21 protein-coding genes are annotated in these 20,286 nt (G+C 41.0%); 16 read left to right on the top strand and 5 right to left on the bottom strand.

Annotation, left to right across the window (positions count from 1 at the left end):
- The first annotated feature begins 50 nt into the window (after positions 1-50).
- Together recQ and NSS80_RS09745 are read left to right on the top strand one after the other, a co-directional pair.
- Positions 51-1,853: a DNA helicase RecQ gene (recQ, locus tag NSS80_RS09750; RefSeq protein ID WP_046311465.1), complete on the top strand. Its 1,803-nt coding sequence runs from the start codon at positions 51-53 to the stop codon at positions 1,851-1,853.
- Positions 1,854-2,087: 234 nt separating this feature from the next.
- Positions 2,088-2,909, top strand: a complete 822-nt coding sequence (locus NSS80_RS09745) for a 3D domain-containing protein (RefSeq protein ID WP_024422678.1) — start codon at positions 2,088-2,090, stop codon at positions 2,907-2,909.
- A 154-nt stretch (positions 2,910-3,063) separates the two neighbouring features.
- Here the strand turns inward: NSS80_RS09745 and NSS80_RS09740 are convergent, their stop codons facing one another.
- Complete coding sequence (locus NSS80_RS09740) at positions 3,064-3,576, bottom strand: GNAT family N-acetyltransferase (RefSeq protein ID WP_029708157.1); 513 nt, start codon at positions 3,574-3,576, stop codon at positions 3,064-3,066.
- A 198-nt stretch (positions 3,577-3,774) separates the two neighbouring features.
- Between NSS80_RS09740 and NSS80_RS09735 the strand changes: the two genes are divergently transcribed.
- From NSS80_RS09735 to prpB, 4 genes are all read left to right on the top strand, one after another.
- On the top strand, positions 3,775-4,314 hold the full coding sequence (locus NSS80_RS09735) for a DUF420 domain-containing protein (RefSeq protein WP_024422676.1): 540 nt from the start codon (positions 3,775-3,777) through the stop codon (positions 4,312-4,314).
- A 168-nt stretch (positions 4,315-4,482) separates the two neighbouring features.
- Complete coding sequence (mmgD, locus tag NSS80_RS09730; RefSeq protein ID WP_041117689.1) at positions 4,483-5,625, top strand: citrate synthase; 1,143 nt, start codon at positions 4,483-4,485, stop codon at positions 5,623-5,625.
- Positions 5,626-5,627: 2 nt separating this feature from the next.
- A complete protein-coding gene (locus NSS80_RS09725; protein ID WP_041117686.1) occupies positions 5,628-7,064 on the top strand; it encodes a bifunctional 2-methylcitrate dehydratase/aconitate hydratase in 1,437 nt (478 codons plus the stop codon).
- A gap of 12 nt (positions 7,065-7,076) precedes the next feature.
- Positions 7,077-7,994: a methylisocitrate lyase gene (prpB, locus tag NSS80_RS09720; RefSeq protein WP_034280612.1), complete on the top strand. Its 918-nt coding sequence runs from the start codon at positions 7,077-7,079 to the stop codon at positions 7,992-7,994.
- A gap of 33 nt (positions 7,995-8,027) precedes the next feature.
- Here the strand turns inward: prpB and NSS80_RS09715 are convergent, their stop codons facing one another.
- Together NSS80_RS09715 and NSS80_RS09710 are read right to left on the bottom strand one after the other, a co-directional pair.
- Complete coding sequence (locus tag NSS80_RS09715; protein ID WP_041117684.1) at positions 8,028-8,690, bottom strand: lysozyme family protein; 663 nt, start codon at positions 8,688-8,690, stop codon at positions 8,028-8,030.
- 97 nt (positions 8,691-8,787) lie between these two features.
- Positions 8,788-10,113: an APC family permease gene (locus tag NSS80_RS09710; protein ID WP_034280617.1), complete on the bottom strand. Its 1,326-nt coding sequence runs from the start codon at positions 10,111-10,113 to the stop codon at positions 8,788-8,790.
- Between the two features lie 186 nt (positions 10,114-10,299).
- Here NSS80_RS09710 and czrA point away from each other — a divergent pair, with 186 nt between their 5' ends.
- Positions 10,300-10,629 carry a Zn(II)-responsive metalloregulatory transcriptional repressor CzrA gene (czrA, locus tag NSS80_RS09705; protein WP_041117682.1) on the top strand — a complete coding sequence of 110 codons (330 nt, stop codon included), beginning with the start codon at positions 10,300-10,302 and terminating at the stop codon, positions 10,627-10,629.
- 31 nt (positions 10,630-10,660) lie between these two features.
- On the opposite strand, the gene NSS80_RS09700 is transcribed toward czrA, so the two are convergent.
- Positions 10,661-11,185 carry a hypothetical protein gene (locus tag NSS80_RS09700; RefSeq protein ID WP_041117680.1) on the bottom strand — a complete coding sequence of 175 codons (525 nt, stop codon included), beginning with the start codon at positions 11,183-11,185 and terminating at the stop codon, positions 10,661-10,663.
- Between the two features lie 117 nt (positions 11,186-11,302).
- On the opposite strand from NSS80_RS09700, the gene NSS80_RS09695 reads away from it, so the two are divergent.
- The 7 genes from NSS80_RS09695 to NSS80_RS09665 all read left to right on the top strand — a co-directional run bounded on the left by NSS80_RS09695 (position 11,303) and on the right by NSS80_RS09665 (position 17,315).
- Complete coding sequence (locus tag NSS80_RS09695) at positions 11,303-12,235, top strand: YafY family protein (RefSeq protein ID WP_041117678.1); 933 nt, start codon at positions 11,303-11,305, stop codon at positions 12,233-12,235.
- A gap of 54 nt (positions 12,236-12,289) precedes the next feature.
- The gene (locus NSS80_RS09690) at positions 12,290-12,763 is read left to right on the top strand and encodes a GyrI-like domain-containing protein (RefSeq protein WP_041117677.1); all 474 of its coding nucleotides are present in this window, start codon (positions 12,290-12,292) and stop codon (positions 12,761-12,763) included.
- A 36-nt stretch (positions 12,764-12,799) separates the two neighbouring features.
- The gene (locus tag NSS80_RS09685; RefSeq protein WP_041117676.1) at positions 12,800-13,519 is read left to right on the top strand and encodes an MBL fold metallo-hydrolase; all 720 of its coding nucleotides are present in this window, start codon (positions 12,800-12,802) and stop codon (positions 13,517-13,519) included.
- Positions 13,520-13,522: 3 nt separating this feature from the next.
- Positions 13,523-14,095: a TetR/AcrR family transcriptional regulator gene (locus NSS80_RS09680; protein WP_041117675.1), complete on the top strand. Its 573-nt coding sequence runs from the start codon at positions 13,523-13,525 to the stop codon at positions 14,093-14,095.
- A gap of 149 nt (positions 14,096-14,244) precedes the next feature.
- Positions 14,245-15,126, top strand: coding sequence for a membrane protein (locus tag NSS80_RS09675; protein WP_041117674.1), 882 nt, complete (start codon positions 14,245-14,247; stop codon positions 15,124-15,126).
- Entirely contained in the window at positions 15,089-15,697 is a 609-nt protein-coding gene (locus tag NSS80_RS09670) for a DUF4166 domain-containing protein (RefSeq protein ID WP_034280637.1), read from the top strand. The genes NSS80_RS09675 and NSS80_RS09670 overlap by 38 nt, the downstream gene beginning before the upstream one ends.
- On the top strand, positions 15,690-17,315 hold the full coding sequence (locus NSS80_RS09665; RefSeq protein ID WP_342498486.1) for a YndJ family protein: 1,626 nt from the start codon (positions 15,690-15,692) through the stop codon (positions 17,313-17,315). Before NSS80_RS09670 ends, NSS80_RS09665 begins: the two co-directional genes overlap by 8 nt.
- On the opposite strand, the gene NSS80_RS09660 is transcribed toward NSS80_RS09665, so the two are convergent.
- On the bottom strand, positions 17,312-17,791 hold the full coding sequence (locus NSS80_RS09660; protein ID WP_024422662.1) for a hypothetical protein: 480 nt from the start codon (positions 17,789-17,791) through the stop codon (positions 17,312-17,314). The genes NSS80_RS09665 and NSS80_RS09660 overlap by 4 nt on opposite strands.
- Before the next feature lie 245 nt (positions 17,792-18,036).
- Here NSS80_RS09660 and csaA point away from each other — a divergent pair, with 245 nt between their 5' ends.
- Positions 18,037-18,369, top strand: coding sequence for a chaperone CsaA (gene csaA / locus NSS80_RS09655; protein WP_034280640.1), 333 nt, complete (start codon positions 18,037-18,039; stop codon positions 18,367-18,369).
- Between the two features lie 513 nt (positions 18,370-18,882).
- A complete protein-coding gene (locus NSS80_RS09650) occupies positions 18,883-20,274 on the top strand; it encodes an MFS transporter (protein ID WP_034280643.1) in 1,392 nt (463 codons plus the stop codon).
- Positions 20,275-20,286 lie beyond the last annotated feature (12 nt).

Here is a 20,286-nt window from a genome sequence, read left to right as displayed (position 1 = left end):
GCATGAATGTATGTTAAAATAGACAAAACAAAAGACGGAGAGGGAATTGGATGTTAGAACAAGCAGAAGCACTCCTGAAACAATACTTTGGCTTTGACGCATTTAGGCAGGGACAGAAACAAGCCATTGAATCGATTGTAAACAAACAGAAGGATACCGTCTGTATTATGCCGACAGGCGGAGGGAAATCGGTTTGCTACCAGATTCCTGCCCTGATGATGGAAGGAACAACGATCGTTGTATCCCCGCTAATTTCTTTAATGAAAGATCAAGTCGATGCGCTAAATGAAATGGGCATACGATCGTCCTTTTTAAACAGCACACTTTCCGCAGCTGAAATGAATAAGAGGCTGAAAAAATGTGAAGATGGGGAATATCAGCTGCTTTATATCACACCTGAACGTTTACAAAATGAGCGTTTTTTTCAGCTGCTTGATCGGTTAACGATCCCTTTAATTGCAATTGATGAAGCGCACTGTATATCTGAGTGGGGGCATGATTTTAGGCCAAGCTACCGCTTTATTCAAGAATGCTTAAATCAGCTGACAAAAAGGCCAGTGATTGTCGCATTAACTGCTACAGCCACGAAAAAGGTCCACCGAGATATATGTGAACAGCTTGGCATGAATGAAGAAGAAACCATTTTTACTGGGTTTGCTAGAGAAAATTTATCTTTTCAGGTGGTCAAAGGAGAAAATAGTGACCGCTTTATCACACATTATATGAAGAAAAATAAGCTTGAGTCCGGCATTATCTATACTGCTACAAGAAAAGAAGCCGAAAACATTTACAATCGGCTAAAGAAACAAAAGATCAAAGCTGGCATTTATCATGGCGGGTTAGATGACAATGTAAGAGAAGAGCAGCAAAACCTGTTTTTAAATGATGACATCCAGGTTATGGTCGCTACATCTGCATTTGGCATGGGAATTAATAAATCAAATGTCCGTTTTGTGATTCATCATCAAATTCCAAGGGATATTGAAAGCTACTATCAAGAAGCTGGACGCGCCGGCAGAGACGGGCTCCAAAGTGAATGCATTTTACTGTTCTCGCCGCAGGGTGTACGAATGCAGCGATTCCTCATTGAACAGTCAACAGAAGATGAAGTGCGCTATCAGCATGAACTGCTTAAACTAAGGCAAATGGTCGATTACTGTCACACTGAGCAATGTCTGCAGCAATTTGTGATGGACTACTTTGATCAATCAGCAAGTACCCCTTGCCAAAAATGCAGCAATTGCCTTGATGAAAGAGAGCGTGAAGAGGTCACTCGAGAAGCGCAAATGGTTTTATCGTGTACGGTTAGAATGAACGAGCGGTTTGGAAAAATGATGATTGCTCAAGTACTGGCAGGCTCTAAAAATAAAAAAGTACTTGACCTCGGTTTCGACCGTCTTCCTACATACGCTTTAATGAAGCAGCAATCAGCCCAGCAAATCAGTGATTTCATCGAATTTTTAATTACAGAAGAGTATTTGCACATGTCTGAAGGAGCTTATCCAACATTAAAAGTGACACATAAAGGAAAGAAAGTGTTAGTCGGGCAAGAGGCTGTGTATAAAAAACAGGCAGTGAAAAGAGAGGCGATTCAAGAAAACGATGCATTATTTGAGCAGCTGAGAGCGGTGAGAATGAAGCTGGCAAGAGAGCAGGGCGTTCCGCCATTTGTTGTATTTTCTGATCAAACCTTGAAGGAAATGTCAGCCGTTCAGCCTAAAACAGAAGAAGAACTTCTCCATATTAAGGGAATAGGCGCTCAAAAAAGAGAGAAATACGGGGATGTTTTTTTAGAAGAAATCCGTTTATTTATAGAAAAAGAAAAAAATAAAGAGGTTGAAGAAGAAAAATAAATTTTTTTCGCTGCGTTTGGACACGTTTTCAACAGGAGGTTTCTGATCCTTTCAAAACCTTGATATGGCGGGTAATCGAGCTGTTTTGTGGTCTGATTTACCAATGGAGAGAGATGTTTCATGTAAAGGAACTGTAATCTAAAACATATCGTTTTGTTATTGAATTGACATTTACATATGTTACGATAGCACTCGTTAGCCGCCATAAAAAGCTAACAAGGGAGGATTTACTTTATGAAGAAGACTATTATGTCCTTGGTTGCTGTTGCAGCAATCTCTACAACAGCATTTGGAGCACAGCAAGCTTCTGCAAAGGAAATCACTGTGAAGAAAGGTGATACACTTTGGGGAATCTCTCAAAAAAATGATGTGTCTCTAAAGGACCTAAAGGGTTGGAACAATTTATCTACAGACATGATTTATGTAGGTGATAAATTGACAATCTCTTCAAAAGAGAAAACTCAGGAGCAGTATAAAGTCCAGAAGGGGGACAGCCTCTGGAAAATCGCTCAAAAATTCAATGTGTCAATTAGCGATATTAAGTCTTGGAATAACTTAAACTCAGATATAATTATGATTGGTTCAACACTAAGTGTTGCTGGTCAAAGCTCAGCTCCGGTAAGCTCAGAGCCTGTACAAAAACAGGAGCCTGTCCAAAAAGAGCAAACAACACAAAAAGCTGCTCCTAAACAGGAAGCACCGAAAAAAGCTGCTCCTAAACAGGAAACAGCTAAAGCAGAATCATCTTCTGCTAGTCAAAGTGTACAAAAAGAAATGACTGTAACGGCTACGGCTTATACAGCAAATGATGGTGGCATCTCAGGTATCACTGCAACAGGGGTAAACTTAAACAAAAACCCAAATGCGAAAGTGATTGCAGTAGATCCTAATGTCATTCCATTAGGAAGTAAGGTTTATGTTGAAGGCTACGGTGAAGCCATCGCAGCAGATACTGGCGGCGCAATTAAAGGTAACAAAATTGATGTTCATGTACCAAGCAAATCCCAAGCAAAAAATTGGGGCGTAAAATCAGTCAAAGTGAAAGTACTTAACTAGTAACTTATTGTTTTTTTGGAAGAAAGCATCAGGTGGCGGCCTGATGCTTTTATTGTACCCTTTTTTTGGTCAAAAAAACACACATTTTTCAGAAAAATTTGCATTTTCGACAAAAACCAGCGTATATTCCATCTTACACGCTGGTTTTTTGTCGTTAGCTGTCCACCCAATAAATTTCTCCGCTTTGTTCTTTCCAATTGATTTGGACATCAAATTGATGCTTTTCATAAAAATGAATCAAGCGGTCTACATGATTCCAATCTCTTTTGACGAGGTCACCTGTGATGACTGGGATGTTCTGCTCTCTTGCGATTTCTTTTAAATGCTTCATACAGATTGAGCCGTACCCATTATCGGGAGGGCCTTTTATATCAGCAATATGAATCTTTCCTTCTTCAGGATATTCCGCAATTAAGGAAAAGTCAGATTGTCCGCGAAAAGCTTTTTCACAATCGGTCAGCATGATTTTACATGTATCAGCATTTTCAATGGCAGAGACAATCATCCATTCATCTTCTTTCGCCTGATCAATGCCAATGATCTTTGCCTTTTTCGAAATATCTTTCATATTTTCTTGCATTCGATACATTTGGAACTGCAATTGCTGTAATTCTTGCTCTAACGCCTTCACATCTTTGGGTGTTTCCTGTAAGATTGACAAGTCCATTACTCCTTTCATATAAGAAATGATAAAAATCACATAAATTCCAATTTTAAAGGAAGTGGATGAATCTTTCAACCCGTTAAAACGCCAGTAATCGGCAAGTTTGTCTAAAATTCGACGAAGACAGCGAATTCATTGACTTTATAGAGAAAGTTAAATAACATACTCTTATTCGGAACTAATAAAGAGAGGTTTTCAAACATGAACGAACAGAATCAAAAACCGAAAAATTTCACCGGCATTGTTGTCATTTTAACAATTGCCATAAACGGATTAATCGCTTTATTATTTTTAATGCCAAAAACAGATAAATTTAGTCATCTGGATATTACATTTCTGCCGTTACTGAATGCCGTGATGAACAGCTTTACGTTTATCTTCTTACTTTCAGCACTCATTATGATTAAACAAAAGAACATTAAAGCACATAGACGATTTATCTTTGCTGCATTTTCAACAACACTTGTCTTTTTAATTTCCTATGTCACATATCATTCAATGGCAGCTGATACACACTTCGGAGGAGAAGGGATCATCCGTCCGATTTACTTCTTTATTTTGATTACACATATTGTGCTCTCAGCTATTATTGTACCGCTTGCACTGATTACACTATTTAGAGGCGCACAGATGCAGGTCGAGCGTCACCGTAAAATTGCCCGCTGGACGATGCCGCTTTGGCTCTATGTTAGTCTCACTGGCGTCATTGTCTATATCATGATTTCTCCATATTACAGCTAACGTATGTCCAACTGGACATACGTTCTTTTATTTACAAGATGAAGTGCTTTGGATAGAATGGAAATTGGATATCCGACTAGCACGGTATCTTCCCATCTATAGATTCACATCATTTTTGGCCGTTTGCTCGTTTGGAGATCAACAATTGGACGAAACGGGGGTTATATGATGACTGAACAATTGCAGTATAAACCGGGGCTTGAAGACATTGTGGCAAGCGAAACATCCATATCTTACTTAGATGTGGAGCAAGAGGAAATTGTGATTCGCGGGTACGACCTCATTGAGCTGGCACAAAACAAGACATATTTAGAAACAGCCTATCTGCTTATTTATGGAAGATTACCAGATCAGATGGAATATCACCAATTTCAGCAAGATATATCCTCACAAACGAGCTTACATCCAACCATTCAAACCATATTAACGAATCTGCCAAAAACCACTCACCCTATGGATGCGATGAGAACGTGTTTATCTGCTCTTGCAGGGTACGATGACGCATTACATGATCGATCTGTAGCGTGCCAAGAAAGGCGTGCAGTTCGATTATTAGGCCAGCTGCCGGCCATTGTTGCTGGAAGCTATTATATTCTCACAAAAGACGCCGCTATTTCTCCAGATCAGACCAAATCCTACACTGAAAACTTTTTATCCATGTTAACAGGACGCACCCCGGCACAAGACGAAATTACCGCTTTTGACCAAACACTCACATTATATAGCGAACATGAGCTGCCGAATTCAACGTTTGCGGCTAGAGTGATTGCATCCACGCATTCTGACATGTATGGTGCTTTTACTGGAGCGATCTCTTCATTAAAAGGTGACCTCCACGGAGGAGCAAATGAAGCTGTCATGCACATGCTTCTTGAAGGAAAAACAACAGAAGGATTTCTTGCGCTCATTGAACGAAAATTAGCCGCAAAAGAAAAAATGATGGGCTTTGGCCACAGAGTATACATGAGAAAAATGGACCCGCGAGCCGCTCTTTTAAAACGTTCATTGAAAACGCTTACCGAATCAAAGGGAGATACAACGCTATATGACATGTGTGTAGCAGGAGAGGCATACATGAAAGAGCAGAAAAACCTTTATCCAAATCTTGATTATTATGCTGCACCGATTTATTACGTGCTCGGAATTCCTATTTCACTTTATACACCCATTTTCTTTGCTGCAAGAGCTAGCGGATTAGCCGCACATGTGATTGAACAGCATTTGCATAATCGCATTTTTAGACCGAGAGTCCGGTATCTAGGGCCAAGAGGATTAAAGGTTTCAAATGATGATGGAAAAACGGGGGAATGAACATGAACAAAACAGCAGTCGCCAATCAAACAGATCAGCTATTAGAAGAAATCGCTGCCTATGCAGTAGACGGAGAAATTACAAGCAAAGAGGCCATTGAAACCGCGCGGTATGTGCTCATAGACACGCTCGGGTGCGGAATGCTGGCTCTTAATTTTCCAGAATGTACGAAGCACCTTGGACCCATCGTACCTGGAACAGTCGTGCCTAACGGAGCAAGAGTTCCAGGCACTTCGTTTGTGTTAGATCCCGTTCAAGCGGCTTTTGATATTGGCTGTATGATCCGCTGGTTAGATTATAATGACACGTGGCTTGCACAGGAGTGGGGTCATCCGTCAGATAACTTAGGCGGAATATTAGCTGTAAGTGATTATACCAGCAGAACACGCCTTGCAAACGGAGAAGAGCCGCTAACGATGAATGATGTACTGCATGCAATCGTCAAGGCACATGAAATTCAAGGTGTGCTCGCTTTAGAAAATTGTCTAAATCGAAATGGATTGGACCATGTGTTATTTGTCAAAGTGGCAACAAGTGCAGTTGTGTGTGCAATGCTTGGCGGAACAAAGGAAGAGGTCCAGCATGTTTTATCACAAGCGTTTGTTGATAATTCCCCCCTTAGGACGTATCGCCACGCCCCAAACACAGGATCGAGGAAATCATGGGCAGCAGGGGACGCAACAAGCCGCGGAGTGAGGCTGGCAATGATGACACGTAAAGGGGAAATGGGTTATCAAACGCCCCTCAGTGCAGAGAAGTGGGGCTTTGAAGATGTTCTTATGAAAGGAAAACCACTTACGCTCGCCCAGCCCCTTGGATCATACGTCATAGAAAATGTTCTTTTCAAAATTGCTTATCCTGCTGAGTTTCATGCACAGACAGCTGCAGAGGCGGCTGTGATGCTGCATGACGCTGTAAAAGATCGTTTAGATGAAATTGACCGGGTAGAGATTACGACACATGAGTCAGCAATTCGGATTATTGATAAGAAAGGGCCGCTTTATAATCCGGCAGACCGTGATCATTGCTTGCAGTATATTACAGCCATTGGACTGATCTATGGTGAACTAACAGCTGACCATTATGAAGAAGAAACGGCGCAAAATCCAGCCATTGATCGTCTTCGTGATCGAATGATTGTGAAAGAGGATAAACGTTACACAGAGGATTATTTAGATCCGAAAAAGAGATCGATTGCAAACTGTGTACAAATTTTCTTTAAAGACGGGACGATGACAGACCGAATTGAAATTGAATACCCGCTTGGTCATCGCAGAAGAAGACAGGAAGGCATTCCGCTGCTTGAAAAGAAATGGGTCTATCATTTAAAGACAAGATTTCCACAAAAACAAGTGGATCAAATTGTGTCACTCTGCCAAAATCCAAATCAATTAAAAACAACAACAGTACCAGCATTTATGGACTTATTCGTCATATAAGGGGGAGCTAGCGTGTGGATCGTGAATGAAGAAAGAAGTCAGGCTGATTTAGCCGCAGCCTTTAAAGAACAAATGAACAAATCAGCTTTATTTCAAATTCCAGGCGTTCACGATGGAATGTCTGCGCTCTATGCGAAAAAAATGGGCTTTCAAGGGCTCTATTTATCAGGTGCCGCTTTTTGTGCCAGCAAAGGACTGCCAGACCTCGGCATGATCCATTCAACAGAAATGGCTGAAAAAGCGAAGGAGATGATTCGAGCTTCTCAGCTGCCGCTTTTGGTCGATATGGACACAGGTTATGGCGGTGTTTTAAATGCAGCAAGAGCGGCAAAAGAAATGGTTGAGAGCAAAGTGGCAGCTGTTCAAATTGAAGATCAGCAAATGCCGAAAAAATGCGGGCATTTAAACGGGAAATCACTCGTTCCCGTAGAAGAAATGGTCGCAAAAATCAAAGCCATCAAACAAGCGGCACCAACGCTATTGGTCATTGCGAGAACCGATGCAAAGTCCGTAAATGGAATGGAGGATGTCATCCGCCGGGCCAATCTTTACGTAGAAGCAGGAGCTGACGCTATTTTTCCTGAGGCACTCATCACAGCGGAGGACTTCACGCATGCGTCAAGTAATATTAAAGGGCCGCTCCTTGCAAACATGACGGAGTTTGGCAAGACCCCTTATTATCATGCAGACGAATTTTCTATGTTTGGCTTTCAAATGGTCATTTACCCTGTGTCATCACTTAGAGTCGCTGCAAAAGCGTATGAGCGTTTATTTACAGAAATCATGGAAAAGGGAACGCAGCAGGGGATACTTGGGGATATGCAAACGAGGAAAGAGCTGTATGAAACGATTCATTATGATGAATATGAGGAAATGGACCAGCATTTAGCAAAAACGATCCTCCCGGAAATTGGGAAAGAGCAGCGATAAAATGAAAAGCACTTCCGTCAAGGAAGTGCTTTTTTACGATGATGGTGTGGATGAAGAAGCCAATTTCATCTTTTCTTCAACTGTTTTCGTTTTTTCTTTTACTTTTTCAGCGTAAGTGAAGTCACCGTAGCAATACGGATAGCGGAAGTTATCTTTGTTGCCGCCGCACGTATAGACCTTGGGGTTTCGTTTCACTTGCTTTTTGGAGTATTGCTTTGCCAGTTTCTCGGAATGTTTTCCCCCGTTTTTTGCAACAAAATCAATATAGCCGATTCCCATGTTATAGCTTTGAATAATGGTTTCCAAATCAACGCCTTTTTTCTTCCCATGCTTGTACATAGTCGAAAAATGATGGACTCCTTGTTTAATGCTTTTCTGAGGGTCATTGATTTCATTTCGTTTCAAACCAAGAGATTCAGAGGCCTGCATTGGATCTCCGCCTCTGCCTTTTGATTCTTGATACATCATACCGAGGATTAACCCGGTATACTGATCTAAATCTTGATCTCTTAACTCTGTTTCTACAAGCGGTTTGTAATCATCCAATCTCGACAAAACAATTGATTCCGTATCAATCGGCAGCTTTTTTAACTCCTTTTGATTAAAGGAGATGGCAATGGCTGCTAATACGAAAACAAAGAGAAAAATCGTGAAACAGCCTGAAATGGCAAAACATCCTGTTTTTTTCTTTTTCAAGGTCAGTTCACCCCTGTTTTGCCCCGCTTTTAAAAGGGAAGTACAGCCTTTTTATTATGCCATATCCTGTGCAGGATACCAAGTGAAAACCTTATAATCAATCATATCCAAACGTAAATTCAGGTCGTGTTTTCAGCCTGAAGCAGAAATAAACAAAACCGATAATCAGCCACATCATGCCAATGATTAATGCATTTGTGCTGATGCTCGTTAACAGCCAAAGACAAAACGCCGTCCCGCATAGAGGGATCACTGCATATCTCAATGTATTCAGCACACCTCTTTGTTTTTGTCTGACGAAAAAGTACGCAAAAACAGACAAATTCACAAAGGTAAATCCAATTAACGCGCCGAAGCTGATAAAGGAATAAATGACTTCAAGTTCGCCAACGACTGCGGTTAAGGAGAAAGCTCCGATTAATAAAATATTAAAAACAGGGGTTTTTAATCTCGGATGAATATACCCGAAGAAACGCTTCGGTAACGATTGATCTCTTCCCATTGCATATAAAAGCCTTGCTGCACTCGCATGTGACGATAAGGAGGAAGAAATGACAGCCACCATTGTGCCTGCTAAAAAGAACGAGTGGAGAAATGCGCCGCCCACAAATTCTGCAATTTCAAGTGAGGCTGCATCAGGATGTTTGAACTGCTGAAAATTTGGAAACACCTGCTGCAAAAAATAAGACGTCAAAGTAAACAGTACGCCTCCAATCGCAACTGTTAAGAAAATGGCAAGCGGAATCGTCTTTTTGGGTTTAATGGTTTCCTCAGACATCGTCGAAATGGCATCAAATCCTAGAAAGGAGAAACATAAAATGGTCGCTCCTGAAAAAATAAGCGCTGGATCTAAGCTCGCTGAATAAAAAGGCCGGGCTGACAATAACTCTCCACTGCCAGTGTTTTGTGTGAGCCCATAAATAACAAACCCAACAAAGGTGACGGCGACAATGACCTGAAACGTCACAAATAGCGCCGTAATGTTGGCTGTAAGCCGTATACCGATGACATTGACAGTCGTTATGGCGATAGCAAGTATGATGATCCAAATGTAATGAGGTACATCAGGAAAGGCTGCGGTTAAATAAGCACTACCGATCGCAAAATTCACCATAGGCAGAAATAAATAATCCAGTAAAAGTGTCCAGCCCACAAGGAAGCCGACATGAGGATGAATACTTTTTTGCGCATATGTATAAGCAGATCCTGCTTTTGGAAAAGCCTTCACCATATTCCCATAGCTAAGCGCTGTCAATAGTAATGCAAGTAACGTAAATATATAAGCTGCAGCGACGTGTCCTTTCGTCAGCTGAGCAACAATGCCGTATGAATCAAATACGACAAGTGGATCCATATAAGCAAGCCCGATCACAACAAGTGGAAAGACAGTCAGGCTGCGTTTTAGTCTTGGCTCTTCAGTCAATTTGCCTATCAGCTCCTCTAAAAAAATGAATAAATAATGCTCATTTTAAAAAGAATGCTACCAAGTGTCAATGCTATTTGAATAAATCTTTTTTCTAAAGTGTGCCCGCTTTGCACGCCGGACGTTTTAGTATATGATGATACATAGAATAAGTCGTGATTTGACTAACAAGAAAGGTGAAGCGAAATGAAGGAAGAACTGAATACAAATCAAGAACAGGAACGGATGGAGCTGGATGAAGAAAGTTTATTTCTTGTCTCCCAAACGTTTAAAGCCTTATCTGATCCGACACGTATTCGTATTCTGCACCTGCTGTCTCAAGGTGAATACTCGGTAAATGATATCGCAGAAACGCTGAATCTCATGCAATCAACTGTTTCTCATCAGCTGCGTTTTTTAAAAAACCTTCGTCTCGTGAAATCTAGACGAGCAGGGACATCGATTTTTTACAGCCCTGAAGATCAGCATGTGATGGAAGTACTTGAACAAATGATTTATCATGCGCAGCATGACTAATAAAAACCTTCCTACTCAAATAGGAAGGTTTTTACGCATGATGCGTATGTGCTACTCGTTTACCTGCTTTCATCATTTGATAAGAAAAAACAACATAGTAAGTAGCTAACAGAAAAAAGCTGAGCATGGTCATGGCATCATCACTCACAATATGCTGATACAGTTCAACGACACCAATCTTTGTGAGCGAATGGTTCGTCAGCTCACCCAGCTTAAAACTAAGTCGAGATAAAAATAGGCATAAAATGAAGCTTTCAATCCATTTACTCGTTTTCACATAAAGACGGCCATTTTCTTCTTTCATGCGGATCGTCTCATAGGCATGAACGGCCAGACTGCTTCCAAAGAGCATACCAATAGCGGCGTAGATGAAAATGCTGTGATTTTGCCAGCCTTCTAATAAGAGAATAAGGGCAGTGAGTCCAAATACATACATTCTCATCAAAAGACTGATCGGGCGCACAAGCTGATAGCGTCTCATTCGGTTCATTCGAAAGATGATGCAGATCAGCATAATGCTCCCAATGATGAATAACTGCCACACGTGATGTGTCATGATGCAACCTCCTCCTGCATGTGCAGGGATGTAAACGATGCTGGCTGTTCCTTATCTTTACCATTCTTTCTTTTTTTATCAAATCAAAACCTACATTTATGAAAAAGAGGAAAAGTCATGAAAATTGATCGTATTTTGTCTATTGTGATGCTGCTCATTAGCAAAAAGCAAGTACAAGCGAAGGACCTCGCTGAACTTCACGAAGTGAGTGTGAGGACCATTTATCGTGATATTGATACCATCAATCAAGCGGGAATCCCTGTTGTGACAACCCAAGGAGCAGGTGGAGGCATTTCACTTGTTGACGACTATCGTTTAGAGAAAAAATTATTTACCGATGATGACATTGAGCTGATTTTAACAGCCCTTGAAAGCATGACGAGTGCATACTCCTTTAAAGAAAGTGAACATGTACTGAAAAAAATCAAATCTCTCATTCCGCCAAAAAGCGATGAAAGCGAGAATCAGCACCATGTCTTTATTGATTTAAGCTCCTGGGGGAAAGACAGCCAGGCAGAAAAGAAGCTTCAGCTGATCCATACAGCTGCTTCCGCGCATCAATTCATTCAATTCACTTATCGCAACGCAAAAGGTGAAACACTTCCACGTAAAGTGGAGCCTTATACGCTTGTCTTAAAAGGAAGGCATTGGTACTTGTATGCGTTTTGTTGTGTGAAAAATGATTTTCGTCTATTCAAGCTGACCAGAATGACAGACCTCATCACCATTTCAGCATATTTCAGGCCGAAAAGAATCAAAAATGAAGAGAAGCCTTGGAATGACTCTTGGCATGAAGAACCTTCAGTCACAACGCTCACGCTTAGGTTAACGGAAGCATCAGTTGGCAAAGTGAAGGAATGGGTGGATGAGAACGAATTGATCATATGTTCAGACGGAACCTATCTGGCAACATTGACTGTGTCGCAAGATGATTGGCTGCACAGTTTCCTATTCCATTTAGGACCGGACGCCGACATTCTTTCACCGCAGCACATCAAGGAAGCATTTGATCTCCAATTAAAACAATTTATGAAGCGATTAGGAACTTGACACACTGTTGTCAGGTTTCTTTTTATATGATGGGAGAAAAGGAGATGAGAATGTATGTACGATATCGTCACATTAGAGAAACAATGGGTCAAAGGGTTGTCTGTTCGAACAACAAATGAAATAGAGAAAACAAAAGAGCGTAAGATTGCACCGCTTTGGCAGGATTTTTTTGCGCAGCAGCTACATGGGGGACAAGCTCCAGTCATAGGGCTGTATTCAGATTATGAAAAAGATGAACATGGTTCTTATTTATTTACAGCTGGAGAGTTCGCGGATCAGCAGATCGAACATGTAAAAGAGATTCCTGCATCCACCTACGCAAGATTTCAAACGAGAAAAGGACCGATTGAAGAGGTCGTGCTTGAAACATGGCACAAGATTTGGACGTGGGATCAGCGTCAATACCGCACTTATACAGGTGATTTTGAATGGTATGATGAAAGATCTATTGATCCAAAAGAAGCGCAAGTTGATATTTATATTGCGGTTGATGAAAAAATGATTGCTAAAACTAATACCATTAGTTAATATAAAACTAAGGATATTAGTTTTAGGAGGGCAATCATGAGATTAACAACTTTTGACCGTCTGCACCAGCTTACATTGATGCCGCGATTATTTCCGGTAAATTGCTATGTCTTTGAGGAAGAGGAAGGACTCATCTTAATTGATGCTGCTTTAAAAATGGCGGCGAACTCGATCATCGAATTTGCCCGTAAAAAGAACAAACCAATTCATAAGATTATTCTCACTCATAGCCATATGGATCATATCGGCGCATTAGATGAGGTGAAGAAGGCTTTTCCAGAGGCAGTTGTCTATTTATCAAAACGTGATGCACGCCTTTTTGAAGGTGACTTTTCCTTGCTCCCTGATGAACCTCAGCAAAAAATTAAAGGCAGTTTTATGAAAAATATTCACACAAAACCAGATGTGCTTGTTGAAGAAGGAGAAGAGATTGGGCCGCTCAAAGTGATTGCAACACCAGGGCATACACCTGGCAGCATTTCTTTATACGATGAAAGGTCAGGAGTTGTCATTGCAGGGGATGCACTTGTGACTAAAGGCGGCTTATCGGTTACGGGTGAGTTTCGGTGGAGCTTCCCGTTCCCGGCTTTTGCCACATGGGATGCAGAAACCGCACTAAAAAGCGCTGAAAAGTTACTGACATTGCGCATATCCTGTCTTGCTGCAGGACATGGTGACCTTATCATAGAGCCTCATGAAAAGCTTCAAGCTGCCGTTAAAAAAAGACAGCACCAGCTAAAAAAAGGAGGGCAGTAAACCGTGTCTCCAAGAATGGGAATTACACAAGAAAAAATTATGGATACAGCGGCTGCATTTGTTGATGAAGAGGGCTTCTCCGCTTTGACTATTGCTACATTGTCTAAAAGACTGAATATCAGGCCGCCTTCTCTTTATAATCATGTATCCGGCCTTCATGAGATTCAGGCAGCACTCGCAGTAAAAGGGCTCTCCATGCTTTGTGAGGAAGGGATGCAAGTCACAGAGGGGCTGGAAAAAGGAGAAGCTGTTTTAGCCTTTGCCAGACAATATGTGCACTTTGTCCGAGAACACCCAGGTCTTTATGAAGCTGCCTTTTCACATATGAACGAAAAAGAAGTACGTATTGCAGCAGAGCGCCTTGTTCAGTTTGTCCAAACCATCATGTCACGCTTTGGTGTAAAGGAAGAGGAAATGACACATGTCGTCAGAGGACTGAGAAGCTTACTGCACGGCTTCGGTGATATTTCTAATAAAAAGGGATTCCAACGAAAAGAACAGCTTGAAGAAAGTGTGAGTTATGCAGTTCGGCTCTATATCACAGGTGTATTGCAAAAAGAAGATCTGTCTATTTGACAGGTCTTTTTTTTTACAGTGAACCGATATCATAGAGAAGCATCCTTCTGGAACCATTTTTTTGAGAGAAAACGAATAAAGATTTGACAGTTTTGTGAAACATGGTATGCTTATTATGTGAAATAATTCACATAGAGGAGTAGAGGCAGATGAAAAGAAAGCCTGTTTATGTGGAAACAACCATTCATGCACCTTTAGAGAAAGTATGGGAATATACGCAAAATCCAAAGCTTCATGAACAGTGGGATTTGCGTTTTTCAACCATTTCATTAAATGGACCTCAAGATGAACAGCCCCAAACCTTTTTGTATGAAAAGCATCTTGGATTTGGTGTAAGTGTCACAGGGACAGGAGCATATCGAACTAGAATGATGGATGAACGAAATGAAAGGTCATCCTCACTTAAATTCAAATCGTCACACCCGTTGTCTTTTATCAAAGAAGGCGGCGGCTATTGGAAATATGTGAAAACGAATGATCATATTGTGTTTCAAACGCAATTTGATTATGAACCGAAAGAAGGAAAAGGATGGGCGTGGGCAGATCGATTTCTTTTTCGCCCGATGATGGGGCTTATGACGGCCTTTAGTTTTGGCGCACTAAAGACGTGGCTTGAAAAGGGTACGCACCCTCGGTTGTTACTGGAGAGAACACTTGCCCATTATGGAATTTGTTTGCTGTTTGCCATCGTCTGGCTATGCCAAGCGGTTATCCCTTTTTCACATTCTGCTTTTGATCATAGCACCGGATTTCGGTTGTTTTATGCCTTTATAGGCGTATCATGGCTGATACCTAAGCTATCAAAGAAATATTTGTTCATTCTTCAAAGTGTGTTTCTGCTGCTGATGCTTTGTATCGGGATCCTATCCCCCCAAACGACACTCCATGAGCCGCTTGTGATGAGTGCATTTTTGATCCTATCCATTGCAGGAATGATTAATTTAAAAGATTGTATAGACGTATTTTCGATCAAACGAAAAAGGGGAGGTAGACATGGTCGTTCATCGTCATCAAGTAAAGGATTACGATAAGCTTCATCCAAAATTAAAAGAGAGATACAACCGTGCGTTTACCGCTGAAGGCACTATGGAGGAAATAGGCGGCGGAACGAGGCTCATTCGATTTTTCTTCAAAATTGGTCCACTCTTTCGCTGTTTTTTCCCTGAGAGAGGAAAAAACATTCCCTTCCGAATTGTCAATAAACCCTTTATGACAAATAAGGGAGAGGAAGGCATGCACTGGTTCCGTACGTTTTATTTCCCAAAGAAGGAACGTCACTTTGATGCAGATATGATCATTGATCAGAAGAGTCATAAAGTACTAGACTATTTTGGAAAGCCTAGACTTCTTATGTCAGAGCTTCATTTTACAGTAACAAAGCATGGGTTCCTTCACATTCAATCCGGCCGGCAGAAGCTGTTGATGTTAGGACGTGAGTGGCCGCTGCCTTCATGGCTTTACGGTGTGTCAGATGTCACAGAAGGCTACGACGAGCACGCGGGTGAGTATACCATTGATGTGCATGTGAAAAATCGACTGTTTGGGACCCTTTTTACATATAAAGGCCGGTTTACTGAAAGGGTGATGTCTCATGATGAATAAATGGCATTTGATATCAAGCTTCCTCTTTATGTGCTGGTTTATCGCCACCCGTTTAATGACAGGTCCGTTAGCAGAGTTGTTTGTACTGATAGCGATTCTGTTTTTCCTTCCTGCAGTTTTAGCCTTTTTTGTGAAGGAAGAGAGGGAGAGTAAGCCGTGGATACTGCTCGGCTTTTTAATGAAAGCCTTTCCATTAGCTGCTCTTTGTGCAACGGCTGCATTCATCTATCATTCTGCCTTGTTTGCATCGGGATGGTTTTTGTATACGATTCTTTTGGCGTTATATGGCTGTACTCGTTTGCTGAAAAGGGGAATCTTTCCACTTCATGAATTGATGACGGGTGGTGCATGGATGTATCTCGCTTTAGGAGGGCTTTGGTTTTGGCTGTACACGGCAGATATACAGGTAATGACCTTTTCACCAATCATCGTGCTTTTGACCGCTATTCATTTTCATTACTCGGCTTTTTTTATCCCGCTTTTCTATGGATTATTAGGGAGAAATCGAGAAAAAGAGACAGCTTTATACAAAGCGGCAGGATGGGTGATTTTGCTGTCGCCTGTGATGATCGCTGTTGAGATTAGCTTCTCCCGTCTATTTGATACGTTCAGCGTCACGCTATATGTCATTGCACTCTACTTGTACGGTATTCTTTGTATGAAAACAAGGTTTCGATCGACTGTGGCAAAAGTGCTGATTGTGTTTTCTAGCTGCGTCTTAATGGGAACAATCGTGCTATCTCTTCTTTATTCCGCTGGCATGCTCATGCGCGTGACCTACATCAGCATTGATCAGATGATTTGGTTTCATGGCAGTATTAATGCCTTTTTTGTGATTTTACCAGGTTTGATTGGATGGCTGATCGAAGGGCCAAAGGATCAATTGAAGCAGAAGGACTTTCCGATATCAAAAGTGCATGGCCGTTTTCATTTAATCTCTTTTCAAAAGGAAAGAATGGGTGATCGAGAGAACCTAGGTTTAGTCAATTCACTTGATGATTTAAATGGAACGACATTTTCAGCTGAAAGGGTGTCACCTGTGATTCGAAGGTTTTATGAGAATACGATGGCGTTTACGTTAAAAGCAACAGTCTGTTTTCATTGGTGGGTGAGGCCGTTTGTTTTTTTACTTCAGCCCATGTTTAAGAAAATAGGCCAGCTCTATTTGGGAACATCTCGTAAGCCGTATGAAATGAAGGGACGTCTGACTGCATTTCAACATCCTAAAGAAGAGCGAAAGGATGTCAGGGCGTGGATTCGTTATAACGAAAAGGGGGAGCAGGTCTTTTTTGCACTTTATGCTCATCATCACGATGCAGCTGCGGGCTATATGAATATTGCGCTGCCGCTTCCATATTCTCAGCTGACCGCCATTTTAAAACCTTTTAATGAAAAGGAAGACTTTCTATTAAAAAGTGCATGTCCAAAAGGCAGTACCGGTGACGAAGGGTTGTATTTGCATACACCTTTTATCACCATGAAACTGCCAATGGAAGAAAGCTTTCATATGAAGCCGGAGACAGATAAAAGTCTTACAGCGGTTCATCAAATGAAGCTATTCGGTATTCCCTTTTTAACGATTCATTATCAAATTAACAGCGGGAAGCCATCCTGTTAATCAATGATGTCACATGGTTCACCGTGCCGAATGATGTTCACAATTGCTTGCCCATCACTCGGATGATGATCTGCATACTGGACTGGCAGCAGTGCAAAAAATACATAGTAGACTGAGAAGTAAGCAAATTGATAGAAAAATTGATGTTCTGGCAGGATATCATTGGCGATCATTGTATTCAGTATGAGAACACTGAGCAGGTTGCATAATGATCCGCCTAGGTAGACAAGAATGTGCGAGAATCGGTTATTTTTCCTCATTTCTTCATAATGGCAAAATGCATCTAGAAAATAGATTCGTCTAATTTCAACAACGCCTATTTTCAATACTTTTTTGCCTCTGCCAAGAGCAAAAGAAACCTTTGCGCCAAACATCCACGCGACCATAATATGGCCAAGCTGATGCAAGATGGCAACGATAGGAAGAATGACGAAAAACGACCAGCAAAATGTCCACATATCTGATAATGTAAACAAGTGTTAACCCCTCCCCAATATATTTGGGAGGAAGCAGTAGGATTATTTGCCATTTTACTGAATTCATTTTCAGGATGCAAACATTTAATACACGACGATAAAAACATTATGTAAACTAAAGGGTGGTTTTTGCCGTGAATCGGCTTTTTGACTCACTTTTTTACGAAATGAATGTGCTACAATGAAAAAAACAATAGATGACTCTAGTAAATGAACTTACCCTTGAAAGAAGAGGAGAGAAACAGATGGCAGATATTGAACAGTTTTTGGCGTTAGATATTCGTGTTGGAACGATCATTGAAGCAGAATTCTTTGCAGAGGCAAGAGTTCCTGCATTGAAACTCAAGATTGATTTTGGTGAAGAGATTGGTTTAAAGCAATCCAGTGCTCAGCTGACAAAACGTTATACGGCTGAGAATCTCACTGGCAGACAAATCGTAGCAGTCGTCAATTTTCCGCCAAGAAGAATTGCAGGGTTCAAATCAGAAGTGCTTGTCTTAGGGGGCATGCCGTCAAAAGAAGACGTGGTTTTACTAGCCACAGATGAGCCTGTTGAAAATGGAACAAAAATAGGATAAGAAAAAAGACATCTTCCTGAGAAGATGTCTTTTGCGTATTGAGGCGGAATAACCACACGCCACATTCGTGTGTGTCTCAAGGAGACATGTTACCCGACTTACACAATTCAGCTCATCGCTTGATAAATATAGCATGGGATGAGCTGAATTGCAACCATTAAATGATTCACTTCAATTTTTCACGTCATTTCAGCCGGAAAAATGACAAGAAATCAATTATTTGGATTATTTTTTCGAAAAATATTGAAAAGTCAGATCAGATTTTATAAAATGAATTCATCTTAGTTTGTTTAGTCGATAAACTAAGATGAATTCCAAGTGATGATCCGACCATTAAAGGGGATGATTCCGTCATTCAAATCATTTGCTGCGTATGTGGGCTAAGCTGAAAGATCAGATGTTCAGCTTCATTTTTACAACAAATTGAAAGCGCTTTATATTCTTCGCATTGACTGCTGCTGCCCTCCATCATCTGTTCGTTAGAAGAGGCTAAGAGAAGAAGGGAGAAAGCTCATGGTAAGTGAGAATTTAAAAAAGATTCGTATGTCTGAAAAAGTGGGATATGCTTCAGGAGATTTCGCATGTAACTTAATTTATGCAACTGTCTCTACGTATCTATTATTTTTTTATACAGATGTGTATGGTTTATCAGCGGCGGCAGCAGGGACGATGTTTTTAGTTGTCCGCGCCATTGATGCGCTTGCAGATCCGTTTATTGGTGCATTGGTGGATCGAACGAACAGCCGTTTTGGCAGGTTCAGACCTTACTTGTTATTCGGTGCGTTTCCTTTTGTAGTACTTGCTATCCTTTGCTTTACAACACCTGATCTTTCTGAAATGGGTAAACTCGTTTATGCCTACATCACGTATGTTGGTTTATCGCTTACATACACATTCATCAATGTTCCTTATGGTGCTTTAACATCAGCAATGACAAGAAATAACCAAGAGGTTGTCAGTATTACGTCTGTTCGTATGCTTTTTGCTAATCTCGGAGGTCTAGTTGTTGCTTTTTTTGTTCCTTTTCTTGCGACTTTTTTGAGTGATAAAACAGGAAATACAGCCCTCGGCTGGCAGATGACGATGGCTTTTCTCGGCGTTCTTGGCGGTGCATTACTTATTTTCTGTTTTAAAAGCACGAATGAACGTGTCACGCTTCAAAAGCCGGAGGAAAAAATTAAGTTCAGTGATATCTTTGTGCAGTTACGTGTCAATCGTCCGCTTGTTGTATTAAGCATTTTCTTTATTATTATTTTTGGCGTGAATTCGATCAGTAATTCAGTTGGGATCTATTATGTGACGTATAACCTCGGCAGAGAAGATTTAGTGAAATGGTACGGACTCATTGGCAGTCTGCCAGCATTAATGGTGCTGCCGTTTATTCCAAAACTGCACAAGCTGTTAGGAAAGAAAAAGCTGCTGAATTATTCATTATTGCTGAATATTGTAGGTCTTCTTGCATTACTTGTGATACCGCCGAGTCAAATCACTTTAATACTGATTTTTAGGCTCGTTGCAGCTGCAGGAAGTATTACAGCCGGTGCTTACATGTGGGCGCTCATTCCTGAAACCGTTGAATATGGCGAATATAAAACAGGGAAAAGGATGGGCGGGCTCATCTATGCCATCATCGGATTTTTCTTTAAATTTGGGATGGCATTAGGCGGGATTGTGCCAGGGCTTGTACTCGATCGCTTTGGCTATGTTGCCAACCAAATGCAAACACCAGAAGCTTTACTGGGCATTTTAATCACGACAACGGTGATTCCTGTATGCTTACTGATTTTAGCGATGGTGGATATTAATTTTTATAACCTAGATGAAGAAAAACATAAAAAAGTCGTACGGGAACTTGAGAATAGAGACAAAGTGTATCTCGATCATATGGACGATTTTAAAATGTAGGTCTCTGAAAGA

This window comes from Bacillus sp. FSL M8-0350 (assembly GCF_038593345.1).
GTDB classification, from domain to species: Bacteria; Bacillota; Bacilli; order Bacillales; family Bacillaceae; genus Bacillus; species Bacillus safensis.
This window is presented reverse-complemented; position numbering and strand designations above follow the sequence as displayed.